Source organism: Luteibacter sp., from assembly GCF_009912395.1.
Taxonomy (GTDB): Bacteria; Pseudomonadota; Gammaproteobacteria; order Xanthomonadales; family Rhodanobacteraceae; genus Luteibacter.
Window position 1 is genome coordinate 141696 of record NZ_WNDO01000002.1, and the last position, 16937, is coordinate 158632.

The 16937-nt window shown below is 66.4% G+C and carries 14 protein-coding genes and 1 other RNA gene; 11 read left to right on the forward strand and 4 right to left on the reverse strand.

The features are described 5' to 3' along the window. Positions 1–2: 2 nt before the first annotated feature. From GAK28_RS03155 to GAK28_RS03185, 7 genes are all read left to right on the forward strand, one after another. The gene (locus GAK28_RS03155) at positions 3–983 is read left to right on the forward strand and encodes a hypothetical protein (protein WP_291774999.1); all 981 of its coding nucleotides are present in this window, start codon (positions 3–5) and stop codon (positions 981–983) included. Continuing rightward, the gene (locus GAK28_RS03160) at positions 980–1438 is read left to right on the forward strand and encodes a hypothetical protein (RefSeq protein ID WP_291775002.1); all 459 of its coding nucleotides are present in this window, start codon (positions 980–982) and stop codon (positions 1436–1438) included. Before GAK28_RS03155 ends, GAK28_RS03160 begins: the two co-directional genes overlap by 4 nt. After that, on the forward strand, positions 1435–2523 hold the full coding sequence (locus GAK28_RS03165) for a hypothetical protein (RefSeq protein ID WP_291775004.1): 1089 nt from the start codon (positions 1435–1437) through the stop codon (positions 2521–2523). Before GAK28_RS03160 ends, GAK28_RS03165 begins: the two co-directional genes overlap by 4 nt. A gap of 4 nt (positions 2524–2527) precedes the next feature. Then, on the forward strand, positions 2528–3082 hold the full coding sequence (locus tag GAK28_RS03170) for a hypothetical protein (protein WP_291775007.1): 555 nt from the start codon (positions 2528–2530) through the stop codon (positions 3080–3082). Then, positions 3079–3807, forward strand: a complete 729-nt coding sequence (locus GAK28_RS03175; RefSeq protein WP_291775010.1) for a hypothetical protein — start codon at positions 3079–3081, stop codon at positions 3805–3807. Before GAK28_RS03170 ends, GAK28_RS03175 begins: the two co-directional genes overlap by 4 nt. A 3-nt stretch (positions 3808–3810) precedes the next feature. Next, positions 3811–10875: an LPD38 domain-containing protein gene (locus tag GAK28_RS03180; protein ID WP_291775013.1), complete on the forward strand. Its 7065-nt coding sequence runs from the start codon at positions 3811–3813 to the stop codon at positions 10873–10875. Between the two features lie 391 nt (positions 10876–11266). Further along, positions 11267–11632 carry a hypothetical protein gene (locus GAK28_RS03185; RefSeq protein ID WP_291775016.1) on the forward strand — a complete coding sequence of 122 codons (366 nt, stop codon included), beginning with the start codon at positions 11267–11269 and terminating at the stop codon, positions 11630–11632. Between the two features lie 130 nt (positions 11633–11762). Here GAK28_RS03185 and ssrA read toward each other — a convergent pair. Next, positions 11763–12155, reverse strand: a transfer-messenger RNA (tmRNA) gene (gene ssrA / locus GAK28_RS03190). Positions 12156–12237: 82 nt separating this feature from the next. Next, the gene (smpB, locus tag GAK28_RS03195) at positions 12238–12738 is read right to left on the reverse strand and encodes an SsrA-binding protein SmpB (RefSeq protein WP_291775018.1); all 501 of its coding nucleotides are present in this window, start codon (positions 12736–12738) and stop codon (positions 12238–12240) included. An 80-nt stretch (positions 12739–12818) separates the two neighbouring features. Between smpB and GAK28_RS03200 the strand changes: the two genes are divergently transcribed. Continuing rightward, positions 12819–13250, forward strand: a complete 432-nt coding sequence (locus tag GAK28_RS03200; protein WP_291775021.1) for a type II toxin-antitoxin system RatA family toxin — start codon at positions 12819–12821, stop codon at positions 13248–13250. Beyond that, a complete protein-coding gene (locus tag GAK28_RS03205; RefSeq protein WP_291775024.1) occupies positions 13243–13521 on the forward strand; it encodes an RnfH family protein in 279 nt (92 codons plus the stop codon). Before GAK28_RS03200 ends, GAK28_RS03205 begins: the two co-directional genes overlap by 8 nt. A 26-nt stretch (positions 13522–13547) precedes the next feature. Here the strand turns inward: GAK28_RS03205 and bamE are convergent, their stop codons facing one another. Then, positions 13548–14042 (reverse strand): outer membrane protein assembly factor BamE, encoded by a 495-nt coding sequence (gene bamE / locus GAK28_RS03210; protein ID WP_291775027.1) that lies wholly within the window; start codon positions 14040–14042, stop codon positions 13548–13550. A gap of 75 nt (positions 14043–14117) precedes the next feature. Between bamE and fur the strand changes: the two genes are divergently transcribed. Continuing rightward, complete coding sequence (gene fur, locus GAK28_RS03215; protein WP_291775030.1) at positions 14118–14531, forward strand: ferric iron uptake transcriptional regulator; 414 nt, start codon at positions 14118–14120, stop codon at positions 14529–14531. A gap of 570 nt (positions 14532–15101) precedes the next feature. Next, positions 15102–15887 (forward strand): LytTR family DNA-binding domain-containing protein, encoded by a 786-nt coding sequence (locus GAK28_RS03220; protein ID WP_291775032.1) that lies wholly within the window; start codon positions 15102–15104, stop codon positions 15885–15887. 8 nt (positions 15888–15895) lie between these two features. On the opposite strand, the gene tssA is transcribed toward GAK28_RS03220, so the two are convergent. After that, entirely contained in the window at positions 15896–16918 is a 1023-nt protein-coding gene (gene tssA, locus GAK28_RS03225; RefSeq protein ID WP_291775035.1) for a type VI secretion system protein TssA, read from the reverse strand. Positions 16919–16937: the final 19 nt, after the last annotated feature.

A 16937-nucleotide genomic window follows, 5' to 3' on the forward strand; every position in this document is an offset into this window, starting at 1 on the left:
CCATGCTCCCCGCAGATGCAACCTATGGTGGTGGCGGTGCCACCACGACGAAGCCCGCCTCGCCGGTTCCGGCCACGGGCGGCCTGATGACCGCCGCAGCCAAGTCCACCGCCTCGCCGAACACCGGCTTCGTACCGGCCCAGGCCTCGACCACGACCTACAACCCCGCCACCGCGGGCTCCACCGGTTACACCGCGACGACGGGAACGGCACAGACCTACGATCCGACCAAGGTCGATAAGTCCGGCACCACGTATGACCCCACGCTGCAGACGGTGCAGGGCAACCAGCTCGTCAGCAATCAGCTGAACGACCTCACCGCAGGCGACAGCAAGTACATCCAGCAGGCCCGCCAGCAGGGCCAGCAGCAGGCTGCACGCTCCGGCCTGATGACCAGCAGCATCGCCGCCGGCGCATCGGAGCGCGCGGCCGTGGCCGCCGCTCTGCCGATCGCGCAGGCAGACGCCGCACGGTACGGAACGGTTGCCGACGCGAACCAGACCGCTACGAACACGGCCTCCCAGTTCAACGCCGGCCAGAAGAACCAGATGACGCAGGCGAACGATGACGCCACCAATCGCGCCAACGAGTTCACCGCCAACGCGCAGAACAGCACCAGCCAGTTCAACGCCAACAGCCTGAACCAGGCCGGGGCGTTCAACGCTGGCCAGGCCAATCAGCAGGGCCAGTTCAACGCGGGCCAGATCAACAGCGGCCTGATGAGCCAGGCGCAGCTCAACGAGCAGCAGTACCAGTTCGACAAGAATCTCAATGCGCAGCAGTCCAACCAGTACTTTGGTTCGCAGTTCCAGCGGGAACAGCAGATGTCGCAGATCCTCTCGTCGATCTACAACAATTCCAACCTCACCCCCGCGCAACAGCAGCAGGCGGCAGAGAACGCCAAGGCCATCTTCCAGGGCCTGTGGAGCGCGACCAACAACACGTTCAATGCGGGCGTGCCGCAGGTGTTCACGAACGTATGACGATTTCCGTTCGCCTCGCCGGGCTCGAAGATCTGACCCGCCTCGTCATCCTGGGGCGATGCGCTCACGGTGCGAGCAACTATCGCGACGTTCCCTTCAATGCGGCCCACACGCGCGACATGTTCCGGGGCACCGTGCTGCTCAAGGGGCAGGACGTGCTCATCGCCGAGCGCGCCGACGGAAGCCTTTGCGGCTTCCTGATCGCGATGACCATCGAGTTTCCGTTCTCGCCGCGCAAGTACGCCACGGACGGCGCCTTCTATGCGGAGCAGGGCGGAGACCTTCTGCTCGATGCTTTCGTCGAATGGGCGCGAAAGAAGCATGTCGCCCGCATCGACCTCAGCGTGTCGCAGGACGATCCCGGCGACCGCGTCGACCACCTCTACCAGCGCAAGGGTTTCTCGCGCACCGGTGGCATGTACCTGATGAAAATCCCCATGGAGACGAAGCCGTGAGCGCAGTGAAGAAAGCAGTCAAGGGTGTCGCGAATTTCGTGAAGAAAGACTTCAAGCGCGCGACGGGCTTTGTAAAAAAGTACTGGAAGCAAATCCTGATCGTCGCCGCGATCGTGTTCACCGCGGGCATCGCCACGGTGGGCATTGCGGGGTTCAGTAGCGCCATGGCCACGGCGGGAGGGGGATTCGCCGGGTTCATGTCGGCGGCAGGATCCACGATGGTCGCCGGCGCGGCCGCGATCGGCGGAAGTGTCGGCATCGGCAGCGGCGTCACCGCGAGCACGGCGGGTGGTGCGTTCGCTTCTGCCCCTGTCATGGCCGGCGTGTCCAGTGGTGCGGGTCTCACCCTCGGCACCGGTGCGGCCGCGCAGAGCCTCGGCGCTGCGGCCTCGACGTACGCGCCGGCGGCTGCCTCCGCGGGTGGAGCGGCCGCAGGCGGCGCGGCTGGCGGGGCGGGGACGTTCAACGCGCTGACCGGGGCTGGTACGTATACCAGCGCGGGCTCGACGGCCGCGAATGCGGGCTATCTTGCCAACGCGGGCGCCACGGGCTCGCTCGCCGGCACCACGGCGAGCGCAGCTGGTACGGGTGGCGCGATCGGCGCGAGCACGGGTGCCACTACCGGAGCGAGCCTTGCCGGCGGAACGGCGACGACGGCATCGCAGCCCGGTCTCATGTCGACGATGCTCAACAGCAAGCTGGCGACGCCGCTGATTTCCGCAGGCATCCAGGGCATCTCGGGCTACATGCAGGGCAAGCAGCAGCAGGAGCTTGCCGACGATCAGTGGGACCGCGAGAAGCCGATGTCGTACTGGGGTGTCGGTGCGCGCGGCGATGACAACGGCGGCGGTGCCGTCGCCAGCCCATTCGATCCGAACACGACGCTCACTGGCCAGCCCGCCACCTCGCCGGACCAAGGCACGCAGCCGATTCGAGGCGCGAACAACACGAACCCCGCGGCGCAGTTGAATGCCAGCGCGTACCGCACCGCGCCCAACGGAAACCGTGGGCTCATGGCAGCAGGCTGGGACATGGATTCGGGCCTCCCGGTCGACGCAAACGGCAACCCGATCTACTGGAACTGATCCCATGGCGGACGAACGCAAACTCTTCGAAACGATGCTGGCTGGCCTGCTGGACTGGGTGTGGGGGAAGGGACAGGCCGATATCCAGCGGCAGATCCAGCAGGCCACGCCGGACACGCTGGGCACGGTCATCGGGCACATCACCTTCGCGTTGGTGCAGCAGGGTGCGGACCAGGGCCACAAGGCTGGGCATGACTTCAGCATGGATCTGCTGATGGGCGTCGCGACCGAGCTGATCGAATCGCTGGAGAAGATGGCTGCCGCGATGAACATGCAATTCGACGCCCAGGCCGTGGGCTTGCAGGCCCTCACGCAAGCGCTGAACGACTACGCGGACTCCCTGCCGGACGGAAGCGACGCTCAGCGAGAGGCGCAGGAAGCACTGAAGGAGGTGAGCCCGCAGGAATTCGACGACGCGCAGTCGACGCTCTCGAATATCGGGCAGCGCAACGGCGTCGATCCGTTCGCGCAGGCGCAGGGTCAGCCTGGTGCTGCACCCGCAGGCGCGCAACCCGGAGCCGCGCCGCAGGATGGTGGCCTCATGGGAGCAGCACAATGAATCGCGCCGTCGGGTACGGGTTGATGGGCGCTGCGCAAGGCTTCCTCGGAGGCCTTCAGCAGCAGATGCAGCAGGAACAGGCGGAGATCCGCTCGCAGCGCCTGCTGGCAGCGAAGGCGGCCGAAGACCGCGCGCTGGAGCAGATGAAGTACCAGTACCAGTCGCAGGCGAACTACGACAAGGTGGTGGCGCAGTTCGCGGCCGACAGCCAGTTGCATGCCCAAGATAACCAGGCGAAGGCTGAGCTTGAGGACAAGAAACAGACCTTCGACGCACAGCAAAAGGCAATGGATCGCGCCTCGGAAGAGAAGCGCAGTGGTATCTCCGCCGGCGCCACCATCCAGGCGGCGAAGATCCGTTCCGACGCGGAGTCCACGCCGAAGCCTCGAGGTGAGCAGATCTGGCAGACCCCGGACGGACAGAACGTCGTGGTGAAGCCGGGTGACACGCCGCCGGAGAAGGGCAATCTCATCTGGACCCAGGGTGGCAGCGTCGGCGCGCGCGTGCGCGGTGGCACGCCGGGCATGGGCAGTGCGCTGAATGGCGCCTTCGGTGCCCCCGCTGCTGCGGGGGGATCGGGTGGCGCGGCTGCGGCTCCGCCTCCGGCTGCACCGGGTGCATCGCAGGACAATCCTCTCGACGCCACCTCGACGTCGGCACCGCCGCCGCCGGGCACGTGGGTTCGCCTGCCTTCGGGCCGCGTCATGCAGATGCCCGGGGCCTGATCCATGGCGAACTGGTGGGATCAGTACGACGCCGCCGTGGCGCCCGCGCCGGCACCGACGCCACCTCCGGTCGTGCCCGGTGCACCGGTCGCGGCTGGTGCCCCGTGGTGGGCGACACTGGAGCAAGGTGCCGCGCAGCAGGAAAACGACCTGGCCGGCAGCATGGCCGCCGGCGACTGGGGCTGGGCGTCGCGTGCGCCGTCGCCCGGGTCGCTGCCTCCTGGTGCCACGCAGGTGGGCGCTATCGACGACGTGCCACGCCTCGATGCGAGCGGTCAGCCGGCCGCCGTCCCGACCGATCAGGACGTACAGGCCTTGCAGCGTGGCAGCGCCGCGATCGCCTATGCCGACCGTGGAGCCGTCGATAGCCCGCTCGTCGGGCCGAGCCGCATCGGCCAAGCCCTCGCCGCTGCACCGGCGCAGGCGTTCGACGCGCGCTTCGGCAAGGGCACGGCGGCGAGCTATGGCACGATCGATCTCGACCCCGCGACGCAGCCGGCTGGCCCTGCCTTCCTTTCCGGCGACTGGTGGAAACAGCAGCTCGGCGGCGGTGGTGATGGTGCTGGCTACGGCGAAGGCGCCGGATACCTCATCGACAACCCGCTGACGCGCGGGCTTGGCCAGGGCGTCGCCGCAGTCAACGCGGGCGTTGGCGAATTGATGGGGCGCGGCATCTCGGCCGTCAGTCCCGACGCGGGCCAGTGGTGGCAGCGCGAGGTCATGGCACCGGCAGTCGCGCGCACGCAGGCACTTCAGCCGGCGAGCGATGCAAGTTTCGGCGCGCTCACCACGCAGGCCCTCGGCAACCTCGGGTCGCAGCTGTCGCTCGGCTCCTTGAGCGGCGGCGTGGGAGAGGCGGCGACGGCGGCCGGCACCGGCCTCATGGGCGCCGCGCGTGTTGCGCTTACCAGCCCGCAGGCACGCACTGCTGCATTCCTCGGCGCAACGCAGGCGGGCAACGAAGCCGCCCAACTCGAAGCCGAAGGCAAGCCGGTCTCGGCCGACCAACTCATCACGATGGCATCGACCGCGACTGCGGCGAACCTGGTGCCCATGGCCGGCCGCTGGTCTCTGCCTGCGCGCGTAGCATCCGGCGCGGCCGTGGGCGAGGCCACGAACGAAGCCAACAACGTCGTGACCGGACGCCCCTTGGGCACCGGTGCTGCGATGGCTGTGGGCTTGGGTGCCGCCCTGGGCGTGTTGCCGGGCCACCACACCGCATCGTTGGCGGACGAGGGGCGATCGCTCGCCGACCAGATTGCTTTCGGACAGCGCATGGATTTCCTGCGCGACGGCGTCGCCCGGCAGGATCTCGACGAGCGTATGGGCCAGGTCGCGCAGCAGACCGGCGGTGCCGTCCCCGATGCCGTCGCTCAGCAACTCGCCGCCGCCGTGGCCCAGGAGCATGGCACCAGCGTCGATGCTCTGCTGCGGGCGCCACGCGGGCCGGCCGAAGCCGGTGCCGCGGCCGCCGACCAGATCCTTGCCGATGCGCACCAGGCCGTCGCTGCGTCGGCACCTCCGCTTGCCGCGGCCGATGCGCCAGCGATCGCGCCGGACGCCTTGCGCGACGTCGCCCCCCGCGAACCGGCCCTGCCTCCCGCGCCGACGGGCGCGACGCGCGATGACCTGGTGCAAGCCTGGCGAGACGCGAGCACCGATGCCGAACGCTCGGCGGCCGCGGCGGACATTGCTGCTTACGACGCGATCACAGGGCGTGGTACGGCGGCACCTACCGCCGGGGAAAGCTCGGCGCGTTCAGGCCCACCGGGGCTGGAAGATGGCGCAGTGGCGCCGGTTCCCGAAGCAAGCATGCCCCCCGAGACGCCGCTGGCGGTCCGACCAGAGTCACTTTCACTGCAGGATGCGGGTGCCGTTATCGATCGACGTCTCGCCGCGTTGGACGATTTGGCAGGCAAGCGCCTCGACGAGGCGACGGCGAAAGCCAACGGCAACGAAGCCGGTGAACTGGAAGATCTTCTTCGGGGCGAGTACGCCAAGCGTCAGCAGGGCGTACGCCTGTCCGAGTCCAATAGCCTTACGGACAACGAACTGGCGCAGGCCGAGGCTCGGCTCAACGAACTCCGTGCTGCCCAGGAAACGCATCGTCAAGCGATGGCGGCGGACAACCAGGCACGTCAGCTGCGGGACCGCCTGTCGAAGATCGATAGCGATGAGGATCTACGGCAGTTCGCCGGCCGGCTCGCCGGCGTCGACGAGGGCAGTGCCGCACCGGTTACCGCTCGCGAGCCGGCCACCGCGCCGGACGTCGGCGCGCCGTGGTGGAGATCGCTCGAGCAGGCCCCGGAGGCCGAGAGCCCGGTCGCGCGTGGCGACGCCCTTGCCAGCCGCGACGTGCCGCCCCCGCCGGCAAACGAGCCGATTACGCCGCTCCACGTGGAACCCGCGGCGGAAGCCTCCGACCAGCAGTTCCACGCGGCGAACCAGTGGTTCCGCGACAACTTGCAGGGCAAGCAGGTGAGCGCGCCGAACGGCACGCCCGTGGTGTTCTCGTCGTCGGGACGCACGAAGTCGCTTTCCACCGGGCGGCGCGACCCCCGCCGTATGGGCATCATTCGTCAGCTGCCGGAACTCGCGGCACGCGCTCCCGTTATCGAGGAAGCCGCGGATCGCGCCCAGCGCGATGGTGTCGCCTACGCTTATGCGGCGGTGCCGGTGGAGATCGAGGGGAAGACCTACGGCGTGAAGATGATCTATCGCGTGGGTCAGGAAGGCGGCCACCGGTTCTATGATTTCCGGGGCTTTGATATGGAAGACCCCGGTGCCGCAGATAGGGGCCTGGCTGGAGCGCCAGACGCCCAGGGTTCGCCGGGGTCCGAGCCCACCATAGCGCAGCTCCGGGAGGCGTTCAAGAAGCGCCCAGCGTTCTCCGCCGACCTCGAGGCCGCGGGCGGTTCGGCGTCGCGCGACCAGGTGCGGCAAGCCGCGACCCGCGCGTGGGGCTCTCGCTTCATCGGCAAACTCGAACGGGAAGGGGTGCTCCACGTCATCGATACCGACGAGGCCGTGTCCCGAGGCCTGGCGGCATCGGCGGACGAACTGCGCGGGGTGAAGGGTCTCTACCATGACGGCCGCGCCTATATCGTCGCGGACCAGGTGCGCGACCTCTCCGACGTTCCCGGCATCGTGCTGCACGAGGCTGGCCTGCACTACGGCTACGACCGCCTGACCACCGAGGCGGATCGCCTGGCCCTCCGCCGCATGGTGAACCGGGCGATCGCTTCGGGCGACAAGGAAATGGTGAAGGCCTGGCAGCATGCGGAGCGCGTCGGCACCCCAGCGCGTGCGCTGCATGAGGAAGCGATGGCGTATCTCGCGGAGCACGCGCCTGGCCACGGCATCGTGACGCGCGTCGTCGACGCGCTGAAGCGCGGGCTGAATCGTGTCGGCATTCCGGTAAGCCTGCTGGAGTCCGACAGCGAAGCCATCCGCCGGACGGCACGCGACATGCTTCGCGCGGCTGCCAGCGGCGAACGCCCCGCGCGTGCGCGCGTCGAATCGGATGGCGTACAGGACTGGCGCGCATCGCACATCGAGGGCGTGCCGGTCTTCAGTCGCAGCGAGCCGCCGGAGTCGGAGGCGTTCCGCCGCTTCTTCGATGGGTCGCGGGTGACCGATGACGAGGGCCGCCCGCGCCGTGTGTACCACGGTACGGCGTCGGACCACACGGTGTTCCGCGACGATGTCTCCGGCCACGCCACGGGTCATGCCACGGCGCCGCTCGGGCACTTCTTCACCGAGCGCCGCGCGCAGGCCGAGCACTACGCGCGAAACGCGAGCGATGGCGTGCCGGCTGAGGAACGCGTGGTTGATGCGCACCTCGCCATCCGGCGGCCCGCCGAGTTCACGCTGGAGCAGTTGCAGGCGATCGATTCCCCGGACGAAGCGCGGCAGGTTCGCCGGCGACTCGAGGCTGACGGCTATGACGGCATCCACGTGAAGGACGCCGGTCAGTGGATCGCCTTCGACTCGCGGCAGATCAAGTCGGCGACCGAGAATCGCGGCACCTACGATCCGACCAATCCCGACATCCGGTACTCGCGCGCACCCGCGGCGCAGGTCCGGCAGCAGGCCGCCGCGGCGCGCACGTCGATCCTGTCGCACCTCGCCGCCCAGGGGTATGGCCAGGGCGCGATCGGTTGGAGCGGGAACCCCGCCGAGTACGAGGGCTGGCGCGCTGGGGTCCAGAAGGCGATCGCCAGCTTGTTCGACAAGATGGATCCGGTGCGGCGTGCGGAAGGTGCGATCCGAGATACGACCGGGCAGGACATCCCCGACGACGCCGACGTGTATCGCCTCGAAAACCTCATGCACGGCCGCGCGGCGGATCGACTGGACGCGCTGGACCGCACGTCGGTGAAGCCACTGCTGAAGGCCATGAAGGGGGCCGGGGTCTCGCCCAAGTTGCTCATGGACTATCTCTACGCGCGCCACGCCCCGGAGCGCAATGCGCGTATCGCGACGATCAACAAGGACATGCCGGACGGCGGCTCGGGCCTGACCACGCAGGAAGCGCGCGACATCCTCGCCGGGCGCGCCCCTGGTCCGTACTCCGGCCAGACCATCAGCGCGGCCGATGTCCCCAAGCTCCAGGCCCTGGCCGCGCGCGTCGACCGCGTGCGGGATCAGACGATCGCGACGCTGGAAGGATCGGGCCAGATCACGCCGCAATTGGCCGCCCAGTTGCGTAAGCAGTGGCAGCACTACGTGCCTCTGCGGGGCAAGGAAGGGGAAGCGGAAACGCCGAAGGGCGCCGGCCGCGGCGTCAACATCAAGGGCAAACCGGTGACGCGCGCCCTGGGCCGCGGCGCCGGTAACGTCGCACCGCCGAACATCCTCGCCGAAATCGTGGGTGATGCGCAGCGCGCCATCATCCAGGCGGAGAAGGCGAGGGTAGGGCGCGCCGTGCTGAAGCTTGCCGCCGAATATCCGAATCCGGATCTCTGGCAGGTGGAGCCCGTCGACCTCGAGTGGCGGTTCTCGGAATCCACGGGTGAGGCATACCTCGCGCCGAAGCGCCCGACCAACGATCAGGACGTGCTGACGGTCATGCACGACGGCAAGCCGTACATGGTCCGCCTCAAGGATCCGCGCATTCGCGATGCCGTGCTGAACCTCGGCGCGGAAAAAGCACAGTGGCTGGTGAACACGTTGGGTCGGTTCAATCGGTGGCTATCGGCGGTGAGCACGCGGTTCAACCCGGCGTTCACTCCCATCAACGCCCTGCGCGACATGACCCTCGGCATGACCGGCCTCACCGCCGAGCACGGCGCGGCAACCGCGGCGGACGCGGCCGCGAACTACCTGCCGGCCCTCCGCGCGTCGTGGCGCGACGCTGCCCACGCTCCGGGCGATGCGAGCGTGCCCGACGCGCAGAAGTCGATGGACGACTGGGCGCGCGAGTTCGCCGAACGTGGCGGCAAGACTGGGCTGGTGCATTTCAACGACGTCGAGAGCACGTCGCGCGCGCTGGAAGACAAGTTCCGCAGCGGCATGGAACTGCTCGGTGAGCTGCGCCCACTGGCCGCGGCGGGGAAGGCGCTGGAAACGCTTCAGCCGATCGCGCACGTGGTGGAACTGGCGAACGAAGCGACCGAGAACGCACTTCGCCTGGCGTCGTACGTGGCACTGCGGAAGCGCGGGATGTCCGCGGACCGAGCGGCCGCGTATGCCAAGGATCTGACGGTCAACTTCAACCGCAAGGGCCAGTGGGCAGGCGTACTAAACACCCTGTACCTCTTCTACAACGCCAGCGCGCAGGGTGTGCGGCGCAGCTTGCAGCTGATGCGCAATCCGAAAGTGCTCGGCTTCTTGGGCAGCATCGCCGCGCTCCAGGGCTCGCAGACGGCCCTGCTGATGTCGCGCAAGGGCGAGGATGGTGTAAGCGATTGGGACGCTATCCCTGACTGGAAGAAGGAGCGATCGCTCATCATCGCGCTGCCTGGCCAGGGCCACTACTTCGCGCTGCCGATGCCGTACGAGTTCGGCTTCATGGTGTTCGCCGGCGGGCGCCTCACGCAAGCCGCCCTCAATCGGGAGCCATCGACGAAGGGCAACCTGGTCAATGACCTCGGCGCCGGCATGCTGCAGGCCTTCTCGCCGATCCCACTGGACAATGGCCCCACCGGTCTTGCACCGGAGCTGTTCAAGATCCCGTTGCACCTGGCGGAGAACCGCGACGACTTCGGTCGACGCATCACCGCCGACCAGCCCTACGCGCCGTACGACATGCCGCGCACGGCGATGGGCAAGACCGGGACGGCGGCGCCTTATGTGTGGCTCGCACGTGCGCTGAACCGCGCCGGCGGTGGTGACCCCGATTACCGTCCGCCGGAGATTGCCCGGGGCTTGCTCGACTGGAGCCCGGAAGATCTGCAATACCTGTCGAACACCATGCTCGGCGGCCTGGGCAGCTTCGCCAGCGGCACGTGGACGTCGGCGGAGAAGATGCTCGCGGGCAATTACAAGGCGAAGAAGGACGGGTCGGTAGCTGTCGACTGGCCAGCGCTGATGCGCGATCTGCCGATCGTGAAGTCGTTCGGCTGGGAGACTGACAGCAACCGTGCCCGTTCGGATCGGTTCTACGATATCCGCGACCAGATCGAACGCGTGAAGGCCATGGTGCAGGACCGCCTCGATGAGGGTGACCTCCAGGGCGCGCAGCGCGTCGCGAGGGAGGCCGGTGTATTCGCCGACGGCATGACGGTGAAGACGAATCAGGACGGATCGCCGGCGATGCGCCTGAAGCACACCAGTCGCGGGGATGTCCGCACGTATCAGGTCGGCGCGGTGCCGGGCAGCCTGTACGCGGCCTATCGCGAAGTCAGTAGCGGCTTGAGCCAGCGCAACGAGGACACGGGCCTCAGCGAGAAGGTTCAGGCCGGTGTCGCCGACTACAACCGGCAGATCCAGCGGGCCTACCAGCTACCGGTTGCGGAACGCACGCGCGTGCTTAAGGAACTTCAGGATCAGCGCGGTGGCCTGATGGGTGCTTTCCTGCGTGTCTACGAGCAGCGAAAGCAAGCGGTGCCCACGCCGGGTACGTGATGACGCCCGCGGTCAGCACGAGCACGGCGGCGAAGACGAGCGCGCCGGCGGCGAGGCCAGCCGCGGCGGCCTGTACCGGCGCCGACAGAATCAACAGGGCATCGCGTGCACGCATGCCCATGACGCTAACAGAGCGATGACCATGCCGACGTCCCCTTACTACCCCTCGACCTTCGGCACCACGGCGACCCCCGCGGCCGCCGCTCCCACTCTCCCGCGCCCGCCGCTGCCGCAAGGGCAGCCCGCTTCCGCCGCCGGCCTTATGGGCGCTGCGGCGATGTCTTCTGCGCGCATTCCCCATCCCGCCCTTCCGAAGCCCGCCGCGCCCGTTCGTCCGCGCTGACCAGGTGCATCGCTTCGGGTGAGACGCCCGGCGCGTAGAGTGCGCGCCATGCCCAGTCACCCACCAGCGCTCGACCTCCCCATCGTGTGGGAGCAAGCCGTGTATGGCCCGCATCGCGAACCCTCCGGGCCGTGGTGGGCCAAGGCCGTCGACGGCGGCGTCGAACTGGCTTGCGTGAACGAGACCTGCGACGGTCGCTGGAGCACGCAGATCAAGCACACCGAGGACTGGCGCCGGGACATGCGCTGCTACGCCGGAAGCGAGGCCAGGGCGAAGTACTTTGTCGAGCGCTACCTGCGTCACCACATGCCACGCGATCCCCGCGCATTGGCCGAGGCGCGGCGGCGGTTCACGCGCTCGGAAAGTCCACCGTTGCCCCCGCGGAAACCGAAGGGCTTGGAGGACAGATCGTGATCGAAAAACCCAGCCCAAATCCGGCCCACGTGTAGGCCAATGGAGACCTATTGGGGACCAAACGGGCTGCAATCGGGCCGGGTCAAAAAACCAAAAAGCCCAAGCAATCAAATGCTTGGGCTCTCGGTATTGGTGGAGGTGGCGGGAGTCGAACCCGCGTCCGAAGGCGTTTAATCTCCAGATCTACATGCTTAGCTCACCGTTAGATCTCGTCCGCCGACAGCACGGCGTGCTAAGCGCACCGGCGGACATATCTGATTGATCTAGCGTCAGACCCACAGACGGAGGGTCTTTCGGCGGTCTCATGATAGTGACCCTACACCGGCGAGCATGAGCACAAGACCGGTTCGGGGGTTTGGCCTTTTTTAGGGGCCGGACAGCTTAGGCGGCGAGAGCCACCGAGTTGTCACCGTAGTAGTTGTCATTGGCAACTATGTTTTTTGCAGCTGGTTTAACGAGGAAAGCTACCCCCTCGGCATGCACCAGTAGATCGCACTACCCCCGTCGAAACCAAAACACCCCCGGGGAAAACTGTGGTGTATCTACACTTCACATTATATGGCCGGGGCAGGGCGCCCACAATGGGCGCCGTCCGGCCGTTCAGGTCAGCCCAGGCGGTTGTGCGAGCGCATGACGCGCTGCTTGTCGATCGCCCACTCGCGTTCCTTGTCGGAATTGCGCTTGTCGTGCTCCTGCTTGCCCTTGGCCAGGCCCACTTCGCACTTCACCTTGTTGTTCTTCCAGTACATGGCCGTGGGCACCAGGGTGTAGCCCTTGCGCTCGACGGCGCCGATGAGCCGGTCGATCTCCTCGCGATGGAGTAGCAGCTTGCGGGTGCGGCGCTCGTTGGCCAGCACGTGGGTGGAGGCGCTCATGAGGGGCGGGATCTGGGCGCCGACGAGGAAGACCTCTCCGTGCTCGATGATGGCGTAGCAGCCCTCGCCGAAGTTGATCCGGCCGGCGCGCAACGCCTTCAACTCCCAGCCCTGCAGGGCCATGCCGGCCTCGAAGCGCTGGTCGATGTGGTACTCGTGGCGCGCGCGCTTGTTCAGCGCGATCGTGCCGCCACGTTCTTTTTCGGTGTCCTTTGCTTTCGCTTTTGCCATGTCCGTTAAAATCAGTCGATCGGGTCCCTGATACGAGGCCGGCGGGTCCGTTGGCCGGCAAATAAGACGAGGTCTATCCAGTGATTGAAATCCGCCGCAGCGCGATCGTGCCTTTCACGCCCGCGCAGATGTTCGACCTGGTCAACGACGTTGAAGCATACCCAAAGCGCTTCGGCTGGTGTGACGCCGCGACCGTGATCGAGCGGGAGGACGACAAGGTGCTGGTCGCCCGGCTGGATCTCAAGTTCGCCGGGATGAAACAGAACTTCACCACCCGCAACACCATGGAGCGTCCGGAACGGCTCACCATGAAGTTCGTGGAAGGGCCGCTGCGCTCGCTGGATGGGGTGTTCAGCTTCCAGGCCCTGGGTGGGGCCGGTTGCAAGATTTCCCTGGCGCTGGATTTCGATTATGCCGGTCTGGGTGGTTCCGTGTTGAAGCTGGGGTTCCAGCAACTGGCCAACCGGATGGTGGACGACTTCTGCGATGAGGCGCGTCGCCAGTATGGCTGAGTTGTCGGTGGAGGTGGCCTATGCCGGGCCGGAGGGGCAGGTGGTGGTGGCCCTAGTGTTGCCGGTGGGCGCGACCGTCTGGGATGCCGTGACCCGGGCCTTGCCCGGACTGCCCGCCGGGGTCGAGCCCGATCCGGGTCGCCTGGGGGTGTTTTCGAAGAAGGTGGCCGCCGATCGGCCGCTGGAGGAGGGCGACCGGGTGGAGATCTACCGTGCCCTGATCCTGGATCCCATGGAGGCCCGCCGTCGCAGGGCCTCCCGGGAAGGGTGACGCGCCGCCTGGGGCGGCGGTCGGCCTTACTGCTTGTTGTTGTCCGGCGGGGAGTTCTTGTCGGACGAGGCGCTGCCGCCGACGCTGAATCCGCCACCGTCGTCGGACTTCTTGTCGTTGGCGCTGGTGTTCTTGTCGCCCTTGGTTTCCTTGATCGAGTCCGTCTTGTACTTGCCCGAATCCTTCAGCAACTGCTGGGCGTCCTGGGCGAAGAAGTCGCCTTCGCTACGCACGAGCACGTCGTTGTTGAAGGTCAGGGTAAGGGTGCGGGTCGTCATCGCGCGGCCGCGGTGGGAGAACGTCGAGACGTAGTCCCAGCGGTTGCTGTCGAAGGGCGAGATCACCGAAGGGGTACCCAGGAGCACGAGGACCTGGCGCTTGGTCATGCCGGGCTGCAACTGGTCGACGTTTTTCTTGTCGAGCAGGTTGCCCTGCTGCACGTCGGGGGTATAGACAATGCCGCAGCCTGCGATGGCGGTCGCCATCATGGCCAAACCCAGCGTGCGGATCAGCTTTTGCATGCGTAGTTACGTCCGGTTCGTGAAGCCTGCGATGATACACTAAGCGCCCAATGGCACCGCGAGGGGGTCTAACCCATGGACCAGGAAACCAAAGAGCTCCGCAAGGCGGGCCTTAAAGTCACCCATCCGCGCATGCGGATCCTACAGGTCTTCGAGGAGGCGGACGAACGCCACCTCACGGCCGAAGAGATCTATAAGCGCCTGCTCGCGCACCAGGAGGACATCGGGCTTGCCACGGTGTATCGCGTGCTGACCCAGTTCGAGGCGGCCGGCATCGTGATGAAGCACAACTTCGAGGGCGGCCAGGCCGTCTACGAGCTGGACCGCGGCAAGCATCATGACCACATGATCGACGTTGACAGCGGAAAAGTCATTGAGTTCGTCAGCGAGGAGATCGAGCGCCTCCAGCACGAGATCGCCGAACGCCACGGCTACGTCATCGAAGACCACAGCCTGGTCCTGTACGTCCGCCCCAAGAAGCGGCGTTGACGGGGTGCCGGCGCCTCGCCGGCTCCGCTTAAAGAGGTACCCTTGCCGCGCAAGGCGCAAGGGCGGTGCCAACCCCGGCACCTTATGCGATGAATCCCGTTCATCTTCCTCGCCGGCTCCTGGTCGGATTATCGGCGTTTCACTAATATGAATGATATTAGGCTGATTATATAAATGGATTATCCGTACCAATGCGTACGCGTATGCATTTTGCTAATTGGGCATAAACGGATAAATCAATAAGCCACCGGGTCAATTATGTGACGCAGCTTGCAGATTCGTACGATTTACCTGTCATGTAAACGTTCTCATCGCGGCCCGTAACATTATTTCAGCCTATTTGCGCTTCAGTGGCTTCGTAGACCGCTTCACACGCCATTCCGACCGGTTCGTATCAAATTCCCTTGCCCCGTCCAATGACCCGCTAAGCTTCGATTTCGTCAAAAATGGCGAATTTGGATCGAGGAGATGGAGCAGTGAGTCATTCGTCTCGTCCGGCCCGGAATATGTCCTGGATTCTCAGGATGGGCAGGTCGGGATCGGGGGTAAAACCTGGGAACGGAGCACTGATTGAATAACTGTATTGACCGGTCGCTGCGATGTCTTGTCGTTGAGAACGACGCCTGCCTGCGTCGAAGCGTCGTGGATCACCTGGGTGCGGATCCCGACGTGCGCGAGATATTCGAAGCCACCGACGGCTTCGACGCGATCCAGCTCATCGACTCGCACAAGCCGGACATGCTTTTCCTTGATGCCCAGATGCCCGTCCTGGACGGCATGCTGGTCGTGGAACATATCGGGGTGGCGCGGATGCCTCCCACCCTTTTTCTCACTCCCTGCGATCAGCGGATCATCGTCTCCCTGGAGGCGATGTCGCTCGATTATGTTCTCAAGCCCTTGAGTAGCGAGTGCTTGTCGCTCGCCGTCGGAAAACTGAAGGAACAAATGAACGATATCCAGGCCGCCCATTTTCGTCCGAGAACCGATAAATCGATGGCACCCTCGACTCCGACGCCGCGTTATCTCGACCGTTTTGTCATCAAATCCCTCGAACGCACCGAACTGGTCAGGGTCGAGGCCGTCGATTGCATTGAAAGTGCCGGTGTCTACCTCAGTCTGCATGTGGGTAATCGCCGGTTGATCTACCGGTCGTCCATGCAGGAGGTTGCGGCCAATCTCGACCCGCAGCAATTCATCCGGATTCATCGATCGACGATCGTCAACTTCGACAGCATCGTCGCCCTGGAACCCATCTCACATGGGGAGTTCAAGGTCATCCTGACCAGCGGGGAGCAGTTCCGGGTCAGCCGAACCTACCGGCCCTTGCTGGAGGCGCGTCTGGGCCAGCCCTTGTAAGGCGCGGGTCAGTCGTCGGGGTCGCCTGCGAGGACGCGCAATTCGTTGATGCCGCCAGGGGCGATGTCCTGGAGCAGGGCGAGGAAATCCCGGCCGATCAGGCGCTGGGCCCGGCGTAGCAGGATGGGAACGGGGCTGGAGGGTTCGTGCCGGGCGTAGTAGTCGCAGATGCGGTCGATGCATCGGGAGACATCCTGCGGGCTCTCGATGCGGCCGGCATGGGCAGGATCGGAGGTGTCGCCGGGCAGGGCGTCGCCTGCCGAGGTTGCCGCGGGCTGGGGGCATCGTTGGGCCACCTGCTGGTCCAGGAAGCTTTTCAGCTCCCGGGCGTCCTGGAGCAGGGGCTGGAGGTCGGGTGCGGCCAGGCCCAGTTGCTCACCCACGGCCCAGGCGATGGCCTCGGCGTTGACCGCCGCTCGATCGGCGGCGTTCGCGGCGGCGATCAGGTCGGCCTCCTGGCAGTCCAGGCAGCAGGCCTCGATGTCGGCGAGGCTCGGCGCGGAGCCGCCCCCGGTCGCATCGATCTTCATGCTGCCGTTCGCCACCCGCAGATCGCGTAGCGAGAACCGTCCCACGCGAGGGGACGAGACCACGGTGGCATGCCGGAAATAGCCGAGCGCGGCCTGTGGGTTGCACACGGCGGCGATGGCGTTCGCGCGGGCGGTGGGGTCGTTGTCGTCCTCGGGGTCGGGGCGCGGATGTACCTCGGCCCAGTAGTCCTGGAGCAGGCGCTGTAGCAGTTCCAGGCCGGCCGCCCAGCCGGACAGGCCCCCGGTTCGGGTCCAGGCGCAGATCAGTGGCACCACCACGCGGATGTCCTTGGAGCGTCCGAGCAGACGGGTCGCCTCCGCCGCGACCTTGTCCCAGTCGGGGTCCCGTGCCTCTTTCACGCTGTCGCCGACGACGCGCTCGGCCATCGGGGCGGCGTCGCGCTCCAGGTCGAGGAAGGCGGGGTCGTATTCCAGGTCCGGGCCGGCGGGGGTTTCTCCGTCCACCGGGGCCATCAAGGTATCGAGGTCGAAGTCGGTCATGCCATGTCTCTTGGAAGAA